This is a genomic window from Geodermatophilus pulveris, assembly GCF_900188375.1.
Classification (GTDB): Bacteria; Actinomycetota; Actinomycetes; order Mycobacteriales; family Geodermatophilaceae; genus Geodermatophilus; species Geodermatophilus pulveris.
This window is the reverse complement of sequence record NZ_FZOO01000003.1, coordinates 483484-504368: the sequence shown is the minus strand read 5'-3', so window position 1 is coordinate 504368 and position 20885 is coordinate 483484. Positions and strand designations below refer to the sequence as shown.

The following is a 20885-nucleotide window of genomic DNA, read 5'->3' as shown; positions in this document are numbered from 1 at the left end:
CCCCTACGGCTCCGCAGTCGGCCGTGTGAGTGATGGCTACATGGCAGCCAGACGTGTCCACACAACACCGGGACGACGGACAAGGTCGTAGGTGGTTGTCGGCATGGAGACCCGCTTGCCCATCCCGGTGAGGCGGTCGCGCGCCGCCTGCACGCGCGGGCTGGGGGCGCTGTCGTTGACGCTCTCTAGCGGGTGTACGACGAGCAGTGTGCCGCCGAAGCCGTCTTCGATCAGCGGGAGATCAGCGGCATAGTGAACGCTGCCGCCGAAGTTCGCGGCGAACGTCCGGGCGAGGCTCGCCGCGAGCGTGTCCTGACGGTCCAAGGCAACGGGTCGTCCCTCGGCCGCATCTAGCAAGTCCAAAGCCAGCCGCCAGTCGAGCAGCGGGTGATAAGCAGAGTTGGTGTGATCGCGCAGGCAGCGGTAGCAGCTGCTGTCACATCCATCGCCGCTCTCCGCATGATCGCGATACTCGTCCGCAAGTTCACGTGCTGCGGCGAGCAGTGCCAGCGGTTCTTGTCCTAGGTGAGTCGCATAGCCGGCGCCGTTGTCCAGGCTGTCGGCGAGGAATGCGGCACCGCTTACGCCGCCCTCTCCAAGGCGACCCGGCCGCGGGAACACGCCGACCTTGAACTCCCCGACTCCGACGTCGAGTTGCTTGCTGGCTGCATTGCGTAGCAGGAAGCCGAAGGACAGCCAGGCTGCGCGAGCCGAGGTCCGCATCGGGTTCAGATCGAGCCCCTGAGGCAGGGACTGAAGCTCCACCAGAAGCGCGTCGGTGCGGGTCCACGCGCCGAGCGCGAGCGGTACAACGGAGCTGTGGTCTCCGCCCGGCTTTGGCAGGTCCAGGTCACGGCGGCGGTCGTCGTCGGCGAGGAGGTCCAATGAGAGGAGACCGTCTTCTCCGCCGACCCGGCCGAACCGGAAGTCAGCACCGGCTGAGTCATTTACGACCAAGACGTCAGCCTTGCCATAGCGCAGATCGAGTCGCTGGTGCTGGCCGTGCTGGAGGACGCCGTCATTCTCCAGGGATAGCCGTGCGTGGCCAGCCCGCGGCGTGAACTCATACGTCCCGTCGTAGTCCGCGGGTGGCCGGTAGCTGGTCCTGAAGCCTGCGGGCTGGCACACCTCGGCGACGCGGTAGATCCCGTCGTCTGCGGCCACCGTCTTGCAGGTTGGGCAGGCCGTCGGCGTCCCGGATGAGTCGACGGCACCGCAAGCGCGGCAGAGCCCAACTCTCGTCATGGGGCCCCGCGGATCGGCGATGGGAGCCCATTGCTGCCCCCGGCGGGAGTACTCGACGAGCCCGACAGGCGTGTAGACCGCCTTGTCCTTGACGATCTCGCTACCCGGCGCGAACTCGCTGATCGCGATGTCGAGCTGGCGGCTGACAGTCCCTCCGGGCTCGCGCCCGTGTGGGCGCTCCTGGTACAGGGTGCGTTCGCGGGTGGGGAAGCCGAACATCGGCAGCTCGCCAGACTCGGCCAGGCGCTGGGCAAGAGATGCGTGGCCGGTGCTCTGGCTAGCGACGCGGTCCACCGCAGCGGGCAGGTCGTTCAGGGCCCAGGACAGGAGAGCAGATCGGCGCTCTCGCAGGCTGGGTGCGGCGCGCTGCAGCAGGACATCGACGATGTGCTCCGCTTCGTTCTTGCTGGCTCGCAGCCAGGTCAAGACGTGCGGCTGCACCGTTGGCCAGCTGATGGCGTCACCGAACTGGCCGTGTGCGTTGCTGCCCCCGACGTAGCCTTGAACGTTGCCCTTGGCGGCGACGAAGGCAAGCCGGAGGAACTCAGCGGCCAGCGCCCGCTTCAGGATGTCCTCTCGGGCAACGTCCACATACGGTGCAGGCGGCAGATCACCGGTGATCTGCTCCGGATGGGCGAAGTAGTGCTCGTCGTGGCTGCGAGTCCCCCGGCAGACAGTCAGCGCCACGGACAGCCTGTCGTTGCGTCGCCCCGCCCGACCGACGCGCTGCTGATAGTTGAAGCGCATCGGCGGCATGTTCGCCAGCACGACTGCCCGAAGGCCGCCGATGTCCACTCCGGCTTCCATTGTGGTGGTGACGCTCAGGACGTCGATACCGCTGGTCTGCGGGACCTCCTCGTCGAGGAACACGTCCTGGAATCTGGCCTGCCGCGTCTGCCCGTCATTCATGTCGGTCTGGCCGGTCAGTTCCTCGACGCGGAGGGGAAACGGCTCGCCCGCGTCCCGGGCCAGCCAGGCGTAGTAGTCGCTCGCTTCCAGGCTGGTGTCGTCTCCCGCTGCGCGGCGCTCCTCAGCGGGGCCGAGAGCCGCGCGGCATTGCGTGCACCGCCCGGCGGAAGGCTGTAGGTGACGACGACGGCAGCGGGTGCACCGCCATTGCAGAGCGCCGGGTGGCCGAAGCCGCACGCGGGTGCTGTCCAGCAGATGCTTGTCACCCAGCCCTAGTGCGCGGGCGACCGCCTGCGTCAGCTCGTCCGTCCTGCTTCGGTCGCCCTCAGCGATGGCCTGCAGGAAAGCCCGCGCATTGCGAGGGAGCTGATCGCGGCCGTTCCGCTCCTGTTCGGGGAAAAGACGGCGCAGGCCCATGAGCCGCACGACGCTGTCACAGACCTCCTGGAAGATCGTCACGGACAAGCCCGTCGGAGGACCGCTCTCAACAGGGCTCGTAGCCTTGGCAAGACCGAGGGCCTCGACGTCTCTGCCGGTCCCAGAGAAGACGCTCCGTTGCACCTCCTCGAGTAGTGACCCCCGGACCCGCTCCGAGAGGTTTTGCTGCGCAGGGGCGAGCAGGTTGACGGGGCGGGCGGTCGGCGGTGCCGTCGTCCAGTCGTAGAGGTCGGTCCACCTACCGCCAGCCTGCAAGCTGGGGGCTGGCCCTCCTGGGTGAACTCCGAGCGACAGCAGGAGCGGTTCGACGAGATTCGCCAGCTCAGCCAATGTGTGCCCTTGGTTCCCGAGTACGGCAAGGCGATCCTCGACGGTCTGTTGATCGTCCGGTCGGGGACGGCCCATCCCCATCCGTCGCACCGCCTCGGCCAGCGCCTTGTCGGCGGCAGCGACCGCTTCCCACGCTGCGACGGCGTCGTCACCGGCGTCCGGGTCCGACCAGTACTCGGCCGCCTTCTGCGGGCTGAGGTCGATCGGGCGGTCGAGCACGGTGACGACGAGCTGACGGACGAGGTCCTGGTAGTGCGACTTCTCGAGTCCTGCAGCGATGCGAGCCGCGTCCTGGCGGCTGTCGGAGAAGACCACTAGCTTTCGATCGTCGCCGAGATCACGCATGAGGACGTCGGACAGCAGCTGGTTGACCTTTTCGAAACCCGTGCCCATCGTGCGGATTGGAGAGCGGTTTCGCTTCGGGTCCTCTGGCTTGAGCCAGTTCAGCTTCAGCTCACGGTCGTCGCCACAGTGAGGGCACTTGCTCGGAAACGCGGGCAGCCTGGCCGGCTCGCCGGTCCTGCCGGCCTTGATGTAGTAGGCCCAGCCGTTATGACCGCTGCTGCCAGGTTCCGGAGCAGCGAGTTCGCCGGTGCGGACGTTCAACTGGCGTCGCGCCATCCCCATCTCATAGGGGCCGCGGTTCCACTTCGTGCTCAGAGGCTTCTGGCTGGTGTCCGCAGTCGGCCAGAACATGGTGTAGCTGGCCGCATTGCGCGCGAGAGTCGCGCGCTCCGGGAGTTCCTCAAGGTCAGTGACGCTGGAGACTAGGTATTGCGTGTGCTCGTCACCGCCAGGGGAGCGGTAACCGCCGAGGAAGAGCTCGCCACAGGTCTGGCAGTACAGCAGCTCTAGGACCCGGGCTCCGCAATCGCACCGGTATCGGGGCTGGGCATAGATCCGGCCTACCGGGCGCGTCGCCGACGGCTCCTCGTCTCCCCGGGCCTTCGGTGCGACTTCGCACGAAGGGTCCGCGCATGCCCAGAGCCCGTTGAGGTTGCGGAAGAACAGGTGCATGCGCAGCCGGGTGGTGTCTGAGTCCGCATCCAGGCAGGCCAGTAGATCGTTCAACGCGCCGAGTCGGGTGTCGGGTGCGGCGTCAGGGAACAGCCGCTCGGACCAGTCGGTGAGGCTGCGTGCCCGCAACCTCCCCTCATCGTCCTGGCCGGCCTCGAATAATGCCGAGTGGACGCCGAGTCGTTCGGTGAGGCCGGTGCGCCGGTGGCCGTTCTCGAGGTCCGCCCGCGCCTCCGCTAGTGCTGTCGCGGCTCCCTGCAGCGACCCGGGCCCGTCCGGACGGGCGAGCGCGCCGGAAACCACGCTGAAGCGGTCTTGGGGCTGGCCGAAGAACTGCTCGAGGAACGCCATGTCCTTCTTGCGACCGGCTTCGAGCGAGGCCGACGCGGCGAGCACTGAGAGCTGGCCTGGCCTGTCATGTAGCCCCAGCCGGTCCAGCAGCTTGCGCAGGAGATAGGCGACTTCAGTACCCGAGGTGCCGCGGTACGTGTGCAGCTCGTCCACGACGAGGGTGAACACGTGCTCGGGGCTCGCGTCGAGCCAGGCGCGAGTAGCCGCGAGCATGTCCTCCTCCCGATCCCGCATGAGGACGACGTTGAGCATGCTGTAGTTGGTGATGAGCACGTCCGGGGGGGCTTCCTGCATGTCCCACCGAGACCGCATCTCGGCACCGTCCAGGCGCGGGAGGAAGAAGGCGTCGTCAGCTCGGACGTCTTGGCCGGCCTGCTCTTGTTGTGCCAGGCGCTGACGCAGCCGTCGGCCGCGCTCGTCGAGCTTGCGGAGCACGGTCCTCAGCTCCGCGGTGCTGGAACTGCTCTGCGTCGACGACACCGGCGTGCGCCCCGTGTATCGGCCGAAATAGAAACGGTTCCCCCGTCGTGCGTCATGAAGCCACTTGCGGGCCTGCGGGCCGTCGAGGGCCCGCCGGAGACGGACTAGCTGGTCTTCGACCAGGGCATTCATGGGATACAAGATCAGGGCGCGGACCGCAGCCGCGCGTCCCGGACTGTGCCCACGCTGGGCCTGCCAGGGGCCGGTGCCGGTCCACCATGGAGCACCGTCCGGCGTCGGCGCATCCCAAGACGCGGACTCGCGGACGAGGCGCGCCAGTACGGGAAGGAGGAACGCCTCTGTCTTACCTGAGCCGGTTCCTGAGGTTATGACGGTGTGTCGGCCGGCCACGGCGTCGCGCAGTGCCCGGTCCTGGTGGGCGAAGAGTCGGTCGCGCCCGGCCAGCAGGCCAGCTTGCGCCAGTCCAGCCAGATCGGGCACTCCGGCTTGCTGGCAGCTGCCGGAGAGGTCCGTGTCGGCGAGCACGTAATCCGGAAGCAATTCGAGGAACGGCTCCTGGAACAGCGCGCTCTGATGGCTGAGCAGGTCACGGCGCTCACTCATGATCGCCTGGTCGCGGAGCCCGTACGCGGTGTCGTAGTAGCGCAGGAACGTGTCGGTGAGGTCGCGGCTGAGCGTATCGACGCTGAGTGCGTGGGCGGACGTCAATTGCGCTCCAAGGTTGGCCGGTCAGCGGGTGCCAAGAACATCGCACCTCGAGTCGGTGGCGGGTGGTCTGCGGCCTGCCGAGAGGCCACGTTGAGTCGCTGCAGGGGTTGATTTAGCAAAGACGCGAGCCGCTCGGCGAACAGTAGGTCGATGTTGACGTAGCGCAGGAGTAGCAGCGTCTGAACGTGCGTCGAGCCAGGGCGCGTGGGGACGGTCACCTTCTCGAGCTGCGGCAGCAGGCCACTGCGGAGGGTGGCGGCGCGGTCGTACAGCGAGGGCAGCCGTAGCCGCGGCGGCACCAGAAGGGTCCTGCGCTCAGCGTCATACCGGAGTGCATGCCGTTCAGTACGCCGCAGCTCGGCCCAGACGATCGCACCTCGCTCAGCTTCGAACACTCGCCCCGGACTGTGGCGGTAGAAGTATCGGGGGGCATCGTAGAGACGCACCTCGTACGCCCCCGCTTCCCCGAAGTCCTGGTCGATCCCGAAGAAGAGCGGCTTCTGGACGCCGTCGCTCATCTTCGCTGGCGCCACTCCACCCGGGAGGTCCACACACTGACCGGGCTGCAGGAGTCCATTGAGATCCGGGAGCACCTGCACGAGCTGGTCGGCAGTGCGGTCCACGAAGGAGATGCCCAGTAGCGCGCACAGTTCTCGCGCATCTTCCGCGGCCGGGGCCTGGAGCAGCCGCAGGGCGGGCCCTCCGCGCTGGGAGACCGGCACGTCGAAGACGACCTCCGCGGCAATGGCCTGCAGCCGGGGATCCGGGTCGTCGACGAGATTGTCGAGTCGCCGAACTAGTGCCGCCGGCCTGGCCCCACAGAGGAGTGCGAAGCCTCCGCCGTCCGTCAGCGTCGTGACAACCGGTGGCGCTACGTGCCAACGCCGCTTCCGCCAGTCGACTTCGAGATGTCCGAGGGCCTGCAGTGACTGCAACGACCACATCCATCGATCCTGCTCGGATCGGGGATCCGGACCAGCCGGCTCTCCTGCGCCGCGCTCTTCACGCAGCCAGTCATGGGCCTCGCGAAAGGCCGTCAGCGAGCCCGACGACCGTTCTGAGCACCAGCGCAGCAGGAGGTCATGGTCGACGGTCACTGGCACCGACCAACCATGACGCCAGGCGGCGGCTGGGTCCCGCACAACGCAGCGGCCTCGTGGATCCACGCTCGCCATGCCGACTGGGCGCGGAGCCCCGGGGCGGCGACAGAATCGAGATGCTTGAGAGCCAGCTGCCACACCGAGGGCCCGGTTTCCAGCGTGGGCCTCCCCGGCGCTTGGCTGGGGGCCGGCGAGACCCCCGCGATGTCCAGCACGGTCGGAGGTTGCCGCGGCGGCACGTGCAACAGCCAGCGCGGGCTGAATGGGAGTCCGGACAACGCAGTGTCCAGGTCAGCATCACGCGGATAGAGCCGTGGCTCTGTGTCCATGAGCCAGCTCGGTGCACTCGGTTGCAATCGGGCAGCCTGACCGGGACCGCCGAGCACAAAATACAGCCCGCCGATGCGCAGGTGCCAGTGCCTCGGCAGGGGTGCAACATCCTTGCCGCCGTCCGCGGTAGTCAGTTCCGCGCCGCAAAGGGTGACTTCGACAGGGACAGCCGCCGTCGACCTGTCTCCGAGCCGGTTGCCATCGTCGGACATCCGAGAGCGGCCGGGAAATCTGTGCCCCATAGCCCGCCGGTCCACGGTGAGTTCGAGGTCGCCGTGTCCACTCTGGTCCACTGCCTCATCGACCAGGGTGAAGCGCATCGTTCGGCCAGCCACGATCAGTTCGTGGAGGCCGGCACGCAGACCGTGTTCTCGCAGCCGCAACCTGCTGTCCGCTGGCCACGGCAGCTCGTTGCCGTCCAGCCGCAGAACCTGGCTTTCCTGCCGTTCAACCAGGTCCGGCAGAGCTACATCGGGGGGCCCGGCGGTCAGCCAGATCCGGTTCCGCAGCTCGATGGGGAGCCCCCCGCTGAGCTGCGCGAGTTCCGCCCGGCTCGGCACCAGCCCTCCGAGCTTGGGGTCGACGTTGGCCAGCCGAGTTGGCTCGAAGCGGTGATAGGCGTACCAGCCCGCGGGCAGCCGGATCCGGGTCAGAGGCGTGGCGCTGCCGCCAAGGGCGGCCATGGCCCGCTCCGCTTCGCGCGCGACACGTTCTCGGACGATGACGACATGCTCGTGATCAAATGACGCGGCACCGACCTCAACCCACATGGCTAGCTCGGCGCTGGATGCAAGCACATGCAGGTCGGTGCTGGGAAGCCGCATCTCGATCTCTCGAGCGCCTGCGGCTGGGTCCTGTTCCGAAGCAGCAAGCATTCCCCGTATCGGCTGACCTTCGAGTGCACTGGCCGGGTCCCCGGGGACGACGATCTGCTCATCCGGAGCTCCGAGCGTGATTTCCTGGTCCCCGATGGCGAGACGCCGGTGACCGAGGCCGGGCACCGCTCGGGACGCCAGCCTCATCTCGCCGCGGGCGCTGTAGTAGCCGAGCAGGAGGGGCAGCGTGACCCGTCCGCGCTCGTCTCGCGGGCGGCCATCCCAGGCGAGCAGCGACTGATGCAGGACAGCGGCCAACACCTCGCGGATGGCAGAACTCCGGTCCAGCTCCGGAGGAGAAGCCCCTAAGCCTCCCCGACGCGACGCCCAACGCTGATAGCTGGCGAGCAGTACTGCCGGAGCGATGTCCTCGCCCGGGAGGGCGCCGATGAGTCGGAAGAACTCGGGGAGGCGGGACCGCTCAGCAGGTGTCAGAACCGTCTGCGACAGCGCCCATCCCACGTTGCACAAGTGCTTGGGAGCGCTTGCTGTGCTTAGCCCTCGCGAGCCGCCTAGATCGTCGTCGAGCCATTCCCGCAGGAACGTCCACAGCATGCGGACGTCATTGTCGAAGTCCGGAGGTTGCGCTCCCTGCGGCAGGCCAAAGAGCCGCCGCAGAGGCTTGTAGTACGCCCTCTCGTGTATCAGGAGCCCGTCGTCGCGGCCTCCGCCTGAGGCGGCGAGGACCGTGACGGCGAGCACGGCTACCCACGGAGGGTTGCCGACTCTGCCTTCACGGCGCCAGCGATGCGCCTGCCGGAGCCAAGGTCCCAGAGGCTCGCTGGCGGCGACGCGCGACCTAACGGCCGAAAGCAAGTCCGCCAAGGGGTCTGGCAGCGCCCAGCCATTGGCCTCAGCGATCATGCTGGGCACGGACGGATCGCAGAACAGGTAGGCCGGCTGCCCAGCCAGCTCAGGTCGGTAGAACCAATCGCAGAGCGCGTCGCTCCACTGCCTGTCGTCCGGCACTTGTCATTTCCCCCCAAGTCGGCGCAAACATATGCCTCGCTGGGGCACCAGGCACCGCATCACCCAATCTGGCGTGTCTGGGGGGACTCGGGGCCAGCGGCGACGCTGCGCGGCATGCGACGACATCAGCCGCCGCGCCCGTTCTCGAACAGCCGCCGCGATGCGGTTCCGGAGCGCAATGACGTAGGTCCCGATTGCCGCGACCGCCGGCTGATCTGGAGTAGTTCGGCCAGGCGCTGTTTGCGCCGGACGCGTTCGGCGTCGGACTGCGCCGACGGCATCCCCGTGCGTTCCGAGCTGTTGCTGCAGGCCAGCTGCGGCGACTCGGCACCTGACAGGCCCGCCGCGGACTGCCGTCTCGCCGCCGGGCAGGAAGGCAAGCCCCGCCGCCTCGGCTGGGCCGACGGTGTTGCCGACGCCCGTGCCTGCTACCCGAAGGGCAAGGGCACCGGCACCCCTCCGGACGCCGCCCAAGCCGAGGCCGCCTACGAAGCCGCCGCCTCAGGTGCCGCCGCTGGCCGCGAAGAGACCCGCCAAAGGGCCTCCCGCCGGGCCTGACGGACCGCCCTACTCGTTCACTCGACGGAACGTCCCGTCCTCTACTTCGGAGGGCGGGGCCTCCTTGCGTTCCGGCCCTCAGCTTATCTCCGAGGGCACCTCCGCAGGTGGGGCCATCGGCAGTCTCGGCACTCGCGGTGGGATTAGCAGTGTTGCCGGAGTCTTGAGGGAGGATGCCGTCAACGGCCGACTATGAGGAGACGCCCCCGTGGAGTACCCTGCGTACTTGCAGGAGATCGACAAGGCCGCCGATGCGACCGGCGGCACGGTGGTCTCCCTCGCCGGTGGCTACTTCGGCGTCCAGCTCCCTGCCGACGGCGCAAATGTCGTGCTCTCCCTAGACCTGGACTCCGACCTCGGCTGGGTCGCCTGGCGTGAGGACCAGTGGGGCGAGCGGTGCTGCGACTCGGCCGAGGAGGTCCTTGGCGACTGCCCGCTCAATGAACTCAAGGACCGTGCCTTGGAAGCCGTCGCGGCTCACGCTCACGCCTGACGGACCGCCTGCTCGATCCGACGGGCGACGTCGTCCGGGTCCTCGTGCTCCCAGAAGCGCAGGACTCGCCACCCAGCCTCGGTCAGCTTCTCGTTGGTCTCCCGGTCCCGCTCCATATTGCGGGCAATCTTGGCGGGCCAGTAGTCCGGGTTGGCCCTCGGCATCCGAAGGTGCAGTGGGCAGCCGTGCCAGAAGCACCCATCCACGAAGACTGCCACCCGTCGGCGCGGGAATACCAAATCAGCGGTTCGACGTAGACCGGGGAGCGGCTGACGCCCCACGTAGAAGCGCAAGCCCTTGCGATGTACCTGCGACCGAACCGCCAGCTCAGGCTTCGTGTCTCGACTGGGGTTGGCGGCCGTCGCTGGGCGGGGCGCCTGCGCGTCCACGTCACCAGCATAGGAACCGCACGGACGTCTCCGGCAGCGCGACATCAGGTTGAGTCCCGAAGGTTGTCACTGCCCGTCGCTAGCCTGCCCCTCATGACCCGTATCGGCTGGTCTCAGCACCTAGCGCTCCGACGCGACCCTCGAGACGAGCGCGGGTTCTCCAGCCGGAGCAGGCGCCCCCGGTACCGTGCCGTCGCACGGATCCCGAGCACTCACAGCGGTGCACACGGCGCGATCTTGGTTGAGGAGCAAATGCATGGATGTCCGCCTGCCTGTAATCAGCCTATTCTCAGGTGCCGGAGGGCTTGACATTGCTGTAGAGCGGTGCGCCGAGCCGCCACTTGACCAAGATGGCAGGAAAGGCCCACTCTCGGTTGCGGTCGCAACCGACTACGACGAACTGGCCTTATCAAGCTTGCGGGCAAACTTCAACGTCCCGACCATCACCCGCGATATTCGGCTGACACCGACCGAGGAGCTACTCGAGGCAGGCGGCCTGTCGAAGGGAGAGCCGGCCCTGGTGATTGGCGGCCCGCCGTGTACCCCTTTCAGCAAGTCTGGATTTTGGATCGAGGAGAAGCGCGAAAGTCGGGACCCAAACGCGTCACTTCTCGATGAATACGTACGCGTCGTGACGGAGGCCCAACCCGAGGCGTTCATCCTTGAGAACGTCCAGGGGCTCACCTACCGAACCCACGCAGCCCAGTTCGATAGACTCATTTCAGCAATGCGTGATTTGAACTACAACCCCCAGTGGAAGGTCCTGATCGCGGCGGACTACGGTGTTCCTCAGCTCCGTCGGCGCGTGTTTATTGTCGGTCGTCGGGACGGGAAGAAGTTCCGCTTTCCGGAGGGGACTCACTCTGGTTGGAGCGAGCGGCACTCCGTCGTGGACCCGACGAAGATTCCCTATGTGACAGCCAAAGAAGCGATCGGCGACCTTCTGCCGGGTGTCTTGGAACCCGGGGAGATGCTGACTGGAGAATTCGCGGAGCTAGCAGCAGAAGTTCCTCCCGGGCAGAACTACTTGTGGCACACCGACAGGTACGGTGGACGAAACGTCTTCAAGTGGAGAAGTCGTTATTGGACATTTCTTCTAAAATTGGATCCGGACCGCCCTTCTACGACGCTTCAGGCGCAACCGGGACCATACGTTGGCCCCTTTCATTGGGAGAACGTGGAGGATTCGGACGGAAACCCGCGGGCGAGGCGCCTTCGCGTTCCGGAGATGCTTCGGCTAATGACCTTTCCGGAGGACTACAAGCTCGAGGGGAGCCGCTCGGACATTCAGCGTCAGCTGGGCAACGCCGTACCAGTTGAGCTTGGGAAGGTCGTCGTCCGTGCCCTCATGTTGCAGTTGGGGCACCTGGCTGGTCCTGATGCAACACGCGATGATGCGGGCCCCGAGCAACTCTCTCTGATGCCCTGAGCTTCCTACTCTCGCCGAACCAGCAACTCGGTGAGGGAGGAACTTTGGGAATCACACTCGACTACGCGAGGGCCACGGTCAGGTTGGCAGAAGCCGTGGCCCTCGCCGTGTCCGAGGAGCCACTGCCTGAGTACTGGTCGATGCTGGCTGCCAAGATGGAGTCGGCGCCTTACAAGACCTATACCCCTGCGCTCGGCACAGCCCTCCTGGCTCGCGCCACTGACAGACGAGTGGATCCGCTGTCTATCAAAGAGGCGTACAGCGAGCGAGCTTACAGCCTGCGAACGCTATGCCACAACGTGCTAGTGCCCGCGGCTAGAGAGTACGGCTTCTCCATACGCAACACAGGGCGAGAGCCCATGAACAATCAGCCATTCTTCCGATACGACCACATGTCCACGATCGATCGGGTGCGAAATCCGGCTACACTGGACGCCCTCAAGGGGAGTCTCGTTTTGCTGGAGACATTCGGTGAAAACCAGGCCTTGAAGGCCCTCGCGTCCTTCATACGCTTTCGGCTATCTGCCACGCCTAGCGCAAACCTCACAATGTCCTTCTCTGGACAGCTCGAGCTGCGAGCTATGCTCCACGCTGTCGCAGGCTTCATGGCCGACAAAACCGAGCGTCCATGGAAGACGCAAGCGCTGGCAGCTGCTTGCATCGACCTGGTCCACGATGACGTCCGCTCACGCCGCTTGAACGATCCCTCTCGTGACGTCCCCGGAGACGTTGAGGTTTACCTCGACGAGAAGGTCGTCCTAGCGGTTGAGGCGCGCGCTAAGGCCGTGACCGAGTCCGATGTGAAGACATTCGTTCAGGCTTGCGCCACTTCGGGCATTGAACGAGCATTCGTGGTTGTCGACGCGCCTCAGCACTCGATGCTTGATATGGCGGCGCTCCGAAACTGGGCGGCTCTGAGCCATAGCGTCTCCCTCAACATCTTCGAATCAATCTCTGACCTTCTTGTCGATGCCCTCGCCTGGGGCGCGCAACCAATCCATCAAGCGTTGACCGAGTTCGCCTCGGCAGGCCTACAGCGCTTGGTTGAGGTTGAATCGAGTGACAAAACGGTTGCCTCGTGGCAGGAAGCTGCCGAGGCCGCTGCTGAGGCGGGCACCAACTCACCCGGGCCGTTGGAGAACGAGCAGCAAGGTCTCTTTTAACGCGTGCCTCCTGATCACTGGGCACGTGTGCCGAAGAGGGCCCCGGCTGGCGCTAGTCCGGGGCTCTCTTCGCGCAGCGGCGGCCCCGAGAACCCCGCGAGATCAAGTGCGACCCGAAGGGTCCCCCAATGCTGAGGACCGTGGCCCGACTGCCGGTCGGCGGGCCTGGCACGATGCCGCCGGGGGACGGCGAGCAGGTCCGTGGCTGGCCTCGCTCTGACTTCGGCCCGAACGTACCCGTAGGAGGTCTCGCCGAGAGGTGTGCAATCTCTGCATATCCTCGTGCGCCCGTTACGGTCCCTGCCGCGCCACAGCCTGACGCGACGAGCGAAGACGTACTCGCCGCCATCCGGGAGTTTGATGAACTTAGATTGGAAGGCTTCCTGGAGAAGCACCGCTCGCGCCCAGCAGCTCGCTGGCCCGCCGGTGGATGGCCAGCTCGGCCTCCAGCTCGGCGATCCTGCGCTGGGCGGCACGAAGCTCCGCCCGCTCGGGCGTCGTCAGCCCCGGCTCAAGGCCTCGGTCGATCCGGTCCTGCCGCAGCCAGGAGTAGATCGTCTGGTCGCTGATCTCCAGGTCGAAGGCCACCTCGACACCTTGCGTCCCGAAGCCACCAGATCCAGCACCTTGCGCCGAAACTCCGGCGGATACCCACGTCGTCCCACAGCCCCTCCTCAAGGGGTCAGGTGGCACGAAGATCCAACAATCGGACTCCACGAAACAAGGGGCACACCACTCGGCCTGCTCGATGCCAACGAGGTGCGGGTGCGCCGTCCGGCGGCTCACAAGGCCCTTCGGCAGCGGTTCGTCTCGGGCAAGGCCCGCGCCAACACCGTCAAGGCACTCGTGATCACCGACCCGCCGGGCGGCTGCTGTTGTGCGGGCGCACCCGCCCGGGATCTACGCACGATCTGACCCAGGTGCGCCAGGCCGGCCTGGTCGAGCTGCTCGCCCTCGCTCCGGGCGTCACCCTGTGGGTCGACGCCGGCTACCAATATCTGAGCACGCAGACCGCCGGCGCGGTGCTCACTCCGCGGCCGGCCCGGCGGAAGAACCAGCTCCGGTCCCGCCCGCGCTTGCCGCGGCGCACGAGGCCGAACGCCGGGCTCACGCGGCGCAGCGGATCGGCGTCGAGCACGGCATCAGCCACCTGAAGAACTGGCGGACCCTATGCCGACACCTCGGCCGGCGCGAACACCTCGACACCATCCTGCCCGCGGTCGCCAGCCTTGTCTCCAGCCAGGAACAAGCCCCACGGCCTGACCAGCTTCACCGCCCGCCGGGAGCGCTCCCGGCCGGCACTGCCGCGTGATCGAACTGACCCTGGACAGGTCAACGACGGCCCGCGGCTAGCCATGCACGAGGTCGTAAGTGCCATAGACCCGTGAATACCGGTGTTGCAGGCGCGCGTCAGCGCGGGGCGGGCGAAGCCCGTCCGCAGTAGTTCTGCAGTTGCGCTTCAGGCGGCCGGGTCGAGGACCACGGTGTGGCCAAGGCGTTCGAGCTGCGCCACCAGCCGGCGAGCGTGTGCCTCGTCGTTGCGGCGGGCCAGCCACTCGGGCCCGAGGTCCTGATAGGGCTCGTCCCGAGTCAACATCCAGTAGGCCGAGACCAGGATCGAATGGCCGACCGCCAGCTGGGCCCGAGCCATGCCGCGGCGGCTGGTGAGCCGGGCGTGCTGAGCGGCCAGGTAGTTGGCGCCCTTCATCCGCCCGACCGACCCGGCGGCCTCGACCAGCATCGCGGTCAGCCACTTGTTGCCGTGCGGCGGCCGAACCGGATACCGCTTACCCGCCGACTCCCGCGTCCCCGGGGCAACCCCGGCCCAGGACGCCAGGTGCTCCGGCGTCGGAAACCGAGACATGTCCGCGCCGGTCTCGGCGATGATCACCTGGGCGACCTTCTCCCCCACTCCCGGGATCGTCTGCAGCAGCTCCAGCTGATGCGCCCAGGGCTCGAAGGCAGCGGCGATCACCGTGTTCAGCTCGGCCAAGGCGGTCTCAATCGCCTCGATGCGGGCCAGCATGCTGCGCGCGAGCTGCGCGTGTTGGGCGTCGAAGTGCCCGGTCAAAGCCTCGGTCAGCGCCGGGATCTTCCGGCGCATCTTGCCCTTGGCCAGCTCCGCCAGCACCCGCGGATCGCTCTCCCCGGCGATCAGCGCGCCGAGCATGGCCCGTGCGGAGACGCTGGTCAGGCTCGCCGCCACCGAGGAGAGCTTCACTGAGGCGTCCTCCAGCATCAGCTCCAGCCGGGTGATCTCCCGCGTCCGGTCGGCCATCAGCTGCACCCGGTAGCGGGTCAGCATCCGCAACCGGCGAATGTCCGGCGGCGGCACGAACGACGGCCGCAGCAGCCCGCACTCCAGCGGCTGGGCGATCCACTCCGCGTCCTTGACGTCGGTCTTGCGCCGCGAGATCGACTTGATGTGCGCAGCGTTGACCAGCCAGACCTCCATCACTTCCTCGAGGCAGTAGAACGCGCCCTTCCAATAGGTCGAGGTCGACTCCATCGCCGCGATCGTCACGCCGCGGTCGAGCAGCCAGTCCCGCATCACCTGAAGCGACCGGGTCATCGTCGAAAACGTCCGCGTCTCCGCCCGCCGACCACCCCGAGCCCCGGGCGTGCGCACGCAGACCGTCAGCGTCTTCTTGCCGATGTCCAGCCCGGCAACCCGCTCGTACAGAACCTCCACCGCCGACCCCTCCTCACGTCGAGGACTGCAAGGCGTCGCCCGGAGGGCCCTCAAGTCAAGGACACAGACCCGCGCGCTCACGGCAGCAATCAGGGGCACCCGAGGACCCCGCGCCAAACACCTCTGCGGGCTCTCCCGCACCAGTGACGCACGACGTCGCCGGACGACAGGAGCATTCTCATCGCCAGAGGCTGCGATTCAAGATCGCAAAGGATTACACCTCTTGCACCTGCGGTCCCGGAATTCGTGGTGACGAGTTACCGGAGGCTCATCTGCAGCGTCATTGGCATGGAGAGCAGCGGCAGTCCCGGATACCGAGCGCGACAGCAGGAGCGTGAGCGGCAACGGCGGAAGCAGGAGTCCCGGCGGCGCCAGCGGGCGGAGCAGACGCCGGCCGCCAAGGCAGCAGGGGCACCCGACGGTGAGGTGGCCGGCCGGGAGCGACGGGCCGCAGCGCAGACCTGTGGGTGGTGCGGAGGGCCGATCAGCCCGAAGAGCCGTGGACCGATCCCCAAGTGGTGTTCGGCTACCTGCCGGCATCGAGCCTGGGAACAGACGCGGGCCATGACGTCGGACCGAACACCGGTCCAGGTGGTCGAGAGGCTGGTGCAGGTCCGTACCCCCCTAGCCCCGACGCGGCGGGACTGGCCAAGGCTTCTCGAGGAGCTCGCCCACCAACTCAACGACGGGCGCGTCTACGACCGCGACCTGTCCGCGCTCGCGCAGCAACTGGAGATGGTGCTGCAGGCCTACCGGCGGCGCGCCCGCCTGACCGGCGCTCCCCACGTGTACTGAGCCCGGTCCACAGCAGGACCCGCAATCGTCGGATCAGAGGATCACGCGACGGGACGGCGGACAGGAAGGACGACCGGAGGCGCACCGGAGGACGTCGGCGAGGCTCGAGGACATGACGAGGCGAGCGGCGCAGGATGAAGCTCTCGACCGCAGCCCACTGCTGACCGTCGCGCAGGCCGGCGAGTACCTCGGCATCGGCGAGCGGTTCATCCGCCGGCTCATCACCGAGCGCCGCATCGCCTACGTCAAAGTCGGCAAGTATGTGCGCCTCGAGCGCTCGGCGCTAGACGCCCTTGTGGACGCCGGCCGAGTCCACAGCCAGCGCTGATCGGCGAAAATGCCCGCTGGATCGCCCGCCAGGGTCGCAACGTGACCAAGCGGACGTTCGGCACCGTCGACGAGCTTCCCAGCGGTCGCTTCCGCGCCCGGTACCGCGGCCCCGACGGTCGGCGCCACGCCAAGGTCTTCAGCACCAAGGCAGACGCCTGGGCCTGGCTCGCCACCCAGCAGACGGACCTCCTCCGGAAGACCTGGCGGGCTCCGACCGCCAGCCGAAGGACGGTGGGCGACTACGCCGAGGACTATTTCGCGCGCAACGACCTCCGCGAGAGCACCCGCGTCCTCTACGCGGGCCTATGGCGTCACCACCTCGCTCATGCCTGGGGCGACGTCCCCGTCGACGAGGTCACTCCCGCCGCCGTCCGCTCCTGGCACGCCAAGGCCGGCCGGACGACTGGTCCAACAGCACTGGCACAGGCCTACCGACTTCTGCGCGCCATGCTTAACGTCGCGGTCGCCGACGAGGCCATCGCCTCCAACCCCTGCCGGTTGCGTGGCGCCGGCACGCCAAAGGCCTCCCGGCCGTCCCGTGCACTCACCGCGGCCGAGGCTCTGCAACTGGCGGAGCAACTGAGGAAGGACCGGAGAACCGAGCGCTACTACGCCCTGCTGCTCGTCCTCGCCTTCGGCGGGCTCCGGTTCGGTGAGGCCACTGCACTGCGTCGGTCCGATGTCCTGCTCGGTGGCCGGTTGCGCGTCGAGCGCTCGGTGCGACGCGTCGGCGGACGGTGGGTGATCGGCGAACCCAAGACCGACGCCGGGCATCGCACCGTGACGCTCCCTGCCGCGATCGCGGCCCTACTGGAGGAGCACCTGAAAAGCCACGTTCCCGCTTCTCCAGAATCCCTCCTGTTCGCCACCAGTTCCGGCGGCTACCTCGCCCGCAGCAACTGGAACGCGACCTTCCGCCGCGCCGCCAACGCCGTCGGCTTGCCAGCGGTCCGGCCACACGAACTCCGCCACACCGGCGCCACCTTGGCCGCTGCCACCGGCGCGACCACCAAGGAGCTCATGCGCCGACTCGGCCACTCCTCCCCCGCCGCAGCTCTCCTTTACCAACACGCCGCCGACGATCGCGACGCCGACATTGCTAGGGCCCTCGATGCCATGCTTGGCGGGCTCACCGAGACTCCTGATGACAACGTCGACGAGCGGCCGAAGTGACATCGACAGGGGGGCTCGCCGACCCCGACGGCTGGCCGTTGTGGACCTGGGTCGTCCGGCCCGGCCACGAGCACGACACCACCGCCCTGCGCACCATTCGCGCTCGGTAAAGCCAATGCCTCCACTGCCCACGAAGACCGCGGCTGTTCTCAGGGTCACCTCTTGGAGTTCCAGCTCGGCCACGCGGCGCAACCGGGCCAGCTCGGCCCGCTCATCGCCGCTGATTGAGCCACGAAGCGGGGCCCGCTCCCACTTGAGCGCACCCACCCCCGTTCCGCAGCGTCTCGTGGTTGACGCGAGTTTCGGGCGAAGTCCCGGACACCACGGCCGCCGTCGACGGCGAGCATCGCCGCCTGCCGGCGAAACTCCTCCGAGTACTTGCCGACCGTCCCCAACCAGCGCCTCCTCCCCAGCTGCTGTCCAGTCGGGAGGTGTCCGGCCCACGGGGCGTCACTTCAGCTGTATGCCTGGCTAGGGCGAGCAGCGACCAATGGCCGAGCGTGGAGCCTGTTGCACCCAGAGTGACAGTTGTGACGGGCGGCTCGCCAAACGGCTCGTCCCACACCAATCCGTCTCGTTCGTCACATAGGCTCCCGGCGACGAGCCGGTCGCTCTAGAGGCGCCGCAATCGGGGGAGCCCCTTGGACGCCAAGACTTATCCACTGCAGGACATCCTCAAGCCGGAGCGCCGGTACATCATCCCGACCTTCCAACGGGACTACGAGTGGACTCTGGACGGCCAGTGGCGGCTGCTCTTTGAGGATCTCGAGACCACGGCCGAGCGCCTCCTAGACGTTCGCACCGGCGGGGAGGAGGGTTCGAAGCTCAAGGCAAAGGAGCAAACGGTCTCGCCACACTTCCTCGGTGCGATCGTCTGTGCGAGCTTGCCGTTCGCGACCGGAGGTGTGGCGCTCCGGTCCGTCATCGACGGCCAGCAACGTCTCACCACGGTTCAGCTACTCGTCCGTGGATTGCTCGACGTGCTTGTCGAGACTAATTCGGATCGTATTAAGTCCGTGCGACGGATGCTCTTCAACCCTGACGACGTCATCGAGTCACCCGAAGAGATCTACAAGCTATGGCCTCGTCGTAAGGATCGGGAGCTGTGGCCCGTGGCGCTCGGCGATGCTCTGCCGTCCTACGACGGAAAGGCAGATCACCTCTACCTGCAAGCGCGGAAGTACTTTTCTCAGGCAAGCCGGGATTTTGCCACGAACGCGAACGGTATTGTGGATCCAGCCCGACTTGTTGCGCTCGCCGACGCCATGTCAAGCCTCTTCAAGCTCGTGGTGATCGACCTCGACGATAACGACGACGCCCAGGTAATCTTCGAGGTATTAAACGGTCGCCAAACGCCTTTATCCGCCATCGACCTGGTCAAGAATCTTCTGTTCCTGCGCGGAGAACTGGCCGACGAAGATGTTGAAAAGCTGTACGACGAGCACTGGGCGCAGTTCGACGACCGGTGGTGGAAGCAGGAGGTCGGTCGAGGTCATGCTCAGCGAGGGCGGCGCGATGTCCTCCTTTCGGTCTGGCTTACTGCAGCCACTGGCAGCGAGGCGAACGTTGGTCACCTATATCGAGAGGCCCGGACATATCTCAACGACGGCCCAAAGACCGAAGAGGTGCTTGAGCAACTTAGCACCTTTGCCAAGGCTTACCAATCGATCTACGATGCGGCTCCAGTCGAAGACCAACGCCTCGTCACGGCATATCGACGCATCCGCGCTCTCGACATCACCACCGCGATTCCGCTCCTAGCTTGGCTGCGGACCCTACCCAGCGTCGCCTTGCCGCATGAGGACCACGTTCGAGCTGTGCGGGCCGTCGAATCCTGGGCGCTGCGGCGAGCGTATATCGGATGGCAGACCCGCGGATACGGCACGCACCTCGCTCGCGTCCTCCGAGAAGCGAAGCTAGCCGCCGACAAGGAGGCGAACGTTGCGGACGCCGTCGTCGTGGGGCTTCAGGGCGGTGTGCTGGACTGGCCAAGTGACGACGAAATTGAGGAAGCATTTCTGACCCGCAGGTTCTACGACGGCATGGCACAGATGCGGATACGCCTTCTGCTTGGGGCGATCGACGATCGGCTTCGCCGCGAGGATCTGAACGAGCCCACTGCCACTGTGACCTACGACGACCTTCAGATCGAGCACATCATGCCTCAGTCATGGGAGACACATTGGCCGATCGCCGATGCACTAGGGACGATCGTGCCCAAGGATGAGGTGGACCTGAAGTGGCAGACCCTCAGCGCCGAGCGCCGTCGCACGGTCGATCGAATTGGCAATCTGACCTTAGTAACGGCCACATTCAATCGTGACGTGTCGAACCTCGGCTGGGCGGTCAAGAAACCAGAGTTCGAGAAGCAGAAGTCTCTGGTCATCAACTACGAGGTGGCCAGGAGCGACGCGTGGAACGAAGGCAAAATCGCTGACCGCGCTCGCGTGCTTGCCGCCGCCGCGATCCGGCTCTGGCCGGCGGCTACGAAGCTGCTCTCCGCCTCGAGTTAAGCGGCCCCCGGCCAACGCTGACGGAGCATGACGAAGACCGTCCCACGGGCTCCCCGACTGCAAGTACGGGAGGCGTGCTTCTGGTATCGCCTTGGTTCGCCTGTATGACGAGTCAGATGTCTGCGTGCCGCCGAATTCGGTGAGTCGGGGAGGGCGACCTACCCGTGTGTGACGGGGTCCACATGACGCGGCCGCGGACAAGATGGCCACGCGCGACCCAAGACTCCAAGGCCATCCCTGAACGTGGCGGTCGCGGACGAGGCCATCGCGTCCGACCCATGCCGGCTGTGCCGCGTCGGCACGCCCAAGGCCTCCCGTCCCTCCCGCGAACTCACGGCGGAAGAGGCACTGCGGCTGGCCGAGCAACTTGGGCAGGTTCGGAGAACCGCTCGATACCGCGCCCGTCTGCCCGTCCTCGCCTTCGGCGGTCTGCGGTTTCACGTAGCCGTGAGCCTGCGCCGTTCCGACGTCCCGCCCGGCGGCCGTTCCGCGTCGAGCGCTCCGTTCGCCGCGGCGGCAGTGAGTGAGTAGTTGGCAATCCCAGGACCGACGCATGGCAGCGGACCGTGACTCTGCCGGCCGCAGTGGCGGCCGTACCGGAGCAGCACCTAGAGAAGCCCGTTCGCCGCTTCGCTGC

At 66.9% G+C, this 20885-nt stretch carries 15 protein-coding genes; 8 read left to right on the top strand and 7 right to left on the bottom strand.

What is annotated here, in order from left to right; genetic code table 11:
• Nucleotides 1-36 precede the first annotated feature (36 nt).
• The 3 genes from CHB98_RS09115 to CHB98_RS09105 are packed head-to-tail and all read right to left on the bottom strand — an operon-like array spanning nucleotide 37 to nucleotide 8713.
• Nucleotides 37-5439, bottom strand: coding sequence for a DEAD/DEAH box helicase (locus CHB98_RS09115; RefSeq protein WP_089305240.1), 5403 nt, complete (start codon nucleotides 5437-5439; stop codon nucleotides 37-39).
• Nucleotides 5436-6542, bottom strand: coding sequence for a hypothetical protein (locus CHB98_RS22320; RefSeq protein WP_245821028.1), 1107 nt, complete (start codon nucleotides 6540-6542; stop codon nucleotides 5436-5438). The genes CHB98_RS09115 and CHB98_RS22320 overlap by 4 nt, the downstream gene beginning before the upstream one ends.
• Entirely contained in the window at nucleotides 6533-8713 is a 2181-nt protein-coding gene (locus CHB98_RS09105; RefSeq protein ID WP_089305238.1) for a hypothetical protein, read from the bottom strand. Before CHB98_RS09105 ends, CHB98_RS22320 begins: the two co-directional genes overlap by 10 nt.
• Nucleotides 8714-8827: 114 nt before the next feature.
• On the opposite strand from CHB98_RS09105, the gene CHB98_RS21580 reads away from it, so the two are divergent.
• Nucleotides 8828-9271 (top strand): hypothetical protein, encoded by a 444-nt coding sequence (locus CHB98_RS21580; protein WP_179224355.1) that lies wholly within the window; start codon nucleotides 8828-8830, stop codon nucleotides 9269-9271.
• A gap of 226 nt (nucleotides 9272-9497) precedes the next feature.
• On the top strand, nucleotides 9498-9764 hold the full coding sequence (locus CHB98_RS09100) for a hypothetical protein (RefSeq protein WP_143425034.1): 267 nt from the start codon (nucleotides 9498-9500) through the stop codon (nucleotides 9762-9764).
• Here the strand turns inward: CHB98_RS09100 and CHB98_RS09095 are convergent.
• Entirely contained in the window at nucleotides 9755-10198 is a 444-nt protein-coding gene (locus tag CHB98_RS09095) for a very short patch repair endonuclease (RefSeq protein WP_089305236.1), read from the bottom strand. The genes CHB98_RS09100 and CHB98_RS09095 overlap by 10 nt on opposite strands.
• A 211-nt stretch (nucleotides 10199-10409) precedes the next feature.
• Between CHB98_RS09095 and CHB98_RS09090 the strand changes: the two genes are divergently transcribed.
• Nucleotides 10410-11582 (top strand): DNA cytosine methyltransferase, encoded by a 1173-nt coding sequence (locus tag CHB98_RS09090; RefSeq protein WP_089305235.1) that lies wholly within the window; start codon nucleotides 10410-10412, stop codon nucleotides 11580-11582.
• Nucleotides 11583-11677: 95 nt separating this feature from the next.
• Nucleotides 11678-12745 (top strand): restriction endonuclease, SacI family, encoded by a 1068-nt coding sequence (locus CHB98_RS09085; protein ID WP_179224352.1) that lies wholly within the window; start codon nucleotides 11678-11680, stop codon nucleotides 12743-12745.
• Between the two features lie 366 nt (nucleotides 12746-13111).
• Here CHB98_RS09085 and CHB98_RS09080 read toward each other — a convergent pair whose 3' ends face one another.
• From CHB98_RS09080 to CHB98_RS09070, 3 genes are all read right to left on the bottom strand, one after another.
• The gene (locus CHB98_RS09080) at nucleotides 13112-13333 is read right to left on the bottom strand and encodes a hypothetical protein (RefSeq protein WP_089305233.1); all 222 of its coding nucleotides are present in this window, start codon (nucleotides 13331-13333) and stop codon (nucleotides 13112-13114) included.
• Between the two features lie 400 nt (nucleotides 13334-13733).
• On the bottom strand, nucleotides 13734-13883 hold the full coding sequence (locus CHB98_RS21575; RefSeq protein ID WP_179224350.1) for a hypothetical protein: 150 nt from the start codon (nucleotides 13881-13883) through the stop codon (nucleotides 13734-13736).
• 321 nt (nucleotides 13884-14204) lie between these two features.
• Nucleotides 14205-15437: an IS110 family RNA-guided transposase gene (locus CHB98_RS09070; protein WP_089305232.1), complete on the bottom strand. Its 1233-nt coding sequence runs from the start codon at nucleotides 15435-15437 to the stop codon at nucleotides 14205-14207.
• Nucleotides 15438-16028: 591 nt separating this feature from the next.
• Here CHB98_RS09070 and CHB98_RS09065 point away from each other — a divergent pair.
• The 4 genes from CHB98_RS09065 to CHB98_RS09050 all read left to right on the top strand — a co-directional run bounded on the left by CHB98_RS09065 (nucleotide 16029) and on the right by CHB98_RS09050 (nucleotide 20248).
• Nucleotides 16029-16232, top strand: coding sequence for a hypothetical protein (locus CHB98_RS09065; RefSeq protein WP_245821027.1), 204 nt, complete (start codon nucleotides 16029-16031; stop codon nucleotides 16230-16232).
• Between the two features lie 112 nt (nucleotides 16233-16344).
• Nucleotides 16345-16560, top strand: a complete 216-nt coding sequence (locus tag CHB98_RS09060; protein ID WP_089305231.1) for a helix-turn-helix domain-containing protein — start codon at nucleotides 16345-16347, stop codon at nucleotides 16558-16560.
• A gap of 41 nt (nucleotides 16561-16601) precedes the next feature.
• A complete protein-coding gene (locus CHB98_RS22705) occupies nucleotides 16602-17735 on the top strand; it encodes a site-specific integrase (protein WP_089305230.1) in 1134 nt (377 codons plus the stop codon).
• 641 nt (nucleotides 17736-18376) lie between these two features.
• Entirely contained in the window at nucleotides 18377-20248 is a 1872-nt protein-coding gene (locus tag CHB98_RS09050) for a DUF262 domain-containing protein (RefSeq protein WP_089305229.1), read from the top strand.
• Nucleotides 20249-20885 lie beyond the last annotated feature (637 nt).

What these genes read in the sequence shown, in the direction of transcription:
- CHB98_RS21580 (WP_179224355.1), top strand. Translation starts at nt 8,828, where the DNA reads ATGCGACGACATCAGCCGCCGCGCCCGTTCTCGAACAGCCGCCGCGAT.
- CHB98_RS09095 (WP_089305236.1), bottom strand. Translation starts at nt 10,198, where the DNA reads ATGTCGCGCTGCCGGAGACGTCCGTGCGGTTCCTATGCTGGTGACGTG.
- CHB98_RS09090 (WP_089305235.1), top strand. Translation starts at nt 10,410, where the DNA reads ATGGATGTCCGCCTGCCTGTAATCAGCCTATTCTCAGGTGCCGGAGGG.
- CHB98_RS09060 (WP_089305231.1), top strand. Translation starts at nt 16,345, where the DNA reads ATGACGAGGCGAGCGGCGCAGGATGAAGCTCTCGACCGCAGCCCACTG.